This is a genomic window from Aliiroseovarius sp. B-4, from assembly GCF_056857795.1.
This window is the reverse complement of the sequence record NZ_JBSXNV010000004.1, coordinates 1-2,524: the sequence shown is the minus strand read 5'-3', so window position 1 is coordinate 2,524 and position 2,524 is coordinate 1. Positions and strand designations below refer to the sequence as shown.

3 protein-coding genes are annotated in these 2,524 nt (G+C 64.6%); all 3 read left to right on the top strand.

Features of this window, described 5'->3' with window-relative positions:
• Positions 1 to 196: TrbG/VirB9 family P-type conjugative transfer protein (locus AC13C8_RS00070; RefSeq protein WP_482845988.1), on the top strand; the 196-nt coding region annotated here is incomplete at its 5' end.
• Positions 193 to 1,572, top strand: a complete 1,380-nt coding sequence (locus AC13C8_RS00065) for a TraB/TrbI/VirB10 family type IV secretion system protein (RefSeq protein WP_482845987.1) — start codon at positions 193 to 195, stop codon at positions 1,570 to 1,572. The genes AC13C8_RS00070 and AC13C8_RS00065, both read left to right, overlap by 4 nt.
• Before the next feature lie 4 nt (positions 1,573 to 1,576).
• A partial coding sequence (locus tag AC13C8_RS00060; RefSeq protein WP_482845986.1) for an ATPase, T2SS/T4P/T4SS family occupies positions 1,577 to 2,524 on the top strand: 948 nt, incomplete at its 3' end.

Sequence of the window (2,524 nt, the reverse complement as noted above, 5' to 3'; positions counted from 1 at the left end):
GTATTTCGCGTTTCCAAGAAACGCGCCTGTGCCCGCGATCTTCCGCTACGCGGGCGGCCGCGAGCGCACGGTCAACACGCAAACTCCTGAAGACGGCGTGATCCGCGTCAGCGGCGTGAACCGCCAATGGGTCCTGCGACTTGGCGAAGAGGTGGTCTGCATCGAGGCGATCCCGCCCGCGGAGGCCACCTCATGAGCGATACCGGGAACACCGAGCTGGAAAAACGCCTCGCCGCCCTTGAGAAAGGCAGTGCCCGCGCCCCCACGGCGTCGCAGCGCCGGTCGCCCCTTCTCGCGCTGATCGTGGTCCTCGTCATCGGCGCAGGTGGTGCCCTGCTCTATCTCCTCTCACAGCCCGACGAAGAGGAAGCCTTGCCGACGGCCACCCCGGACGTCTTCCAAAACGAGGGGGACGGCTTTGGCGCTATCGAGACCTTGCCCCCGCCCGAGCCCGAGGTTGTGTTTGTCGGACCGGATCCAGTCGAGCCCAACGCGGAGCTTCTGGCGCAGATCACCGCGCTGCAGGCTCAGATCGAGGAATTACGCAACGCCCCCGAACCGGTCGTCGAGGAAGACACCGCCGCCGCAGAGGCGATCGACGCGCTGACCGCTCAGATTGCGGCGCTACAAGCCGCCTCGGAAGCCGCACAGCAACGATTCCAGGACGAACTGACGGCGCGGGATCGCAGCCTTGAGCAACTCCGCATGGATCTGGAACTGGCCCAACTCGAGGCCAGCCGACCGCAACCCGCCCCAGCGGCCCCCACGGAGGATGAGCTGCGCGCACGCGAGCAAGAGCGACTGCGCCGCGAGGAAGAAGCCCGGCGCATGGCCGAGCTGGAGCGCCGCGCCGCGGAGGAACGCGCCTTCCAGGAGCGGCGCATCGCCTCGCCCACCATCGCGTTTGGCAGTGCCTCAGGAGCGAATGAAACGGCTCTGACCGAACGCACCTTCGGCGAGGTGACGGATTTCGTGCTGAACGGCGCGCTGCCCTCGACCGTGACGCAGGCCGAGGTGATCGCCAATCCCTCCAACACGATTCTACAGGGCACCATGATCCAGGCCGTCATGGAAACTGCGCTTGACAGTTCGCTGCCCGGCCAGACCCGTGCCGTGGTGTCCGAGGATGTCTACAGCGTCGACGGCACGCGCCTCCTGATCCCCCGCGGATCCCGTCTCATCGGGCGCTACCGCGCCGGCGTCGATATCGCGCAGCGCCGCGTCACGATCGCCTGGGATCGGATTATCCTGCCCGACAACCAGACGATCCAGATCAGCTCCTTCGGGGGCGATGAACTGGGCCGTTCTGGCGTCACCGGGCTCATAGACACGCGCTTTGCCGAGCGTTTCGGGTCGGCCGCCCTGATCTCGCTGATTTCGGCCGCGCCAAGTGCCGCCGCATCCGAGGTCCAGGATGAGACTGCCGCCGACGTTTTCGAAGACGTGGGCGATGATCTGGCAGATGCGACGGACAGCGTCATCGGCGACTATCTCTCCATCGGCCCCGTCATCTATGTCGACCAGGGCGCCCGCGTCACGGTCATGGTCGACCGCGATCTGGAGATATTCTGAGCCCATGTCGCTGAGCTATCTCCAGACCTCGCTTGACCGGATCGACGCCGCCGCCCGCGACGATGTCATCGAGATCTGCATCAACCCCGACGGGACCTGCTGGGGCGAATTCCAGGGCGATCACTTCATGCGCGCGCTGGACCAGAGGCTGACCGGCGTTCAGGTCAGGGACCTCGGTAACCAGATCGCCTCATCGGCCAATACCACGATGAGCAAGGACCGCCCCATCGTCTCCGTCTCGATCACCTACAAGGGTCGCCCGATCCGGGCACAGGTCATCACCCCGCCCGCCGTGCTCTCGGCCATGTCGATCAGCCTGCGGTTCTTCTCAAGCCTGCCACTCGAGGGCATTGCGCTCGATTTCCTCTACGGAAAGGAGTGCAAGCTCGAAGACCTGCGCGTCGAAAAAAAGCGCGCCTTGCGCGCAGTGGTGGCCGCGGGTTTGATCGATGATGCGCTCGCCTTCTGCGTCGAGAACAAGCTCAACATGATCGTCTCGGGTGGCACCTCCACCGGCAAGACCGTGGCCGCGCGCAAGATCCTGTCTCACGTACCATCTGAGGAACGCATCGTCACCATCGAAGAAGCGGCCGAGCTTCTGCCGACCCAGCCAAATGCCGTGACCCTCATCGCCAATCGCGACGCGGAATTCCAGACCGCCGATGTGTTGCTCACCGCAACGCTGCGGATGCGTCCCGACCGGATCATCCTGGGCGAAGTGCGCGGCAAGGAGGCCATGACCTTTCTGGAAGCCATCAACACCGGCCACGGCGGGTCCATGACCACGCTGCATGCCGAAACCCCGCAACTCGCCGTGCAGCGGCTCGCGATCGCGGCACTCAAGACCGAAATCCCGATGACCTATGCCGACATGATCCAGTACATCGAAAATTCCATCGATGTGATCATCCAGGCCGGTCGCCATGACGGCAAACGCGGCATCACCGAATTC

Excerpts from the sequence above, each read along its gene's own strand:
- AC13C8_RS00065 (WP_482845987.1), top strand. The coding sequence starts at position 193 with ATGAGCGATACCGGGAACACCGAGCTGGAAAAACGCCTCGCCGCCCTT.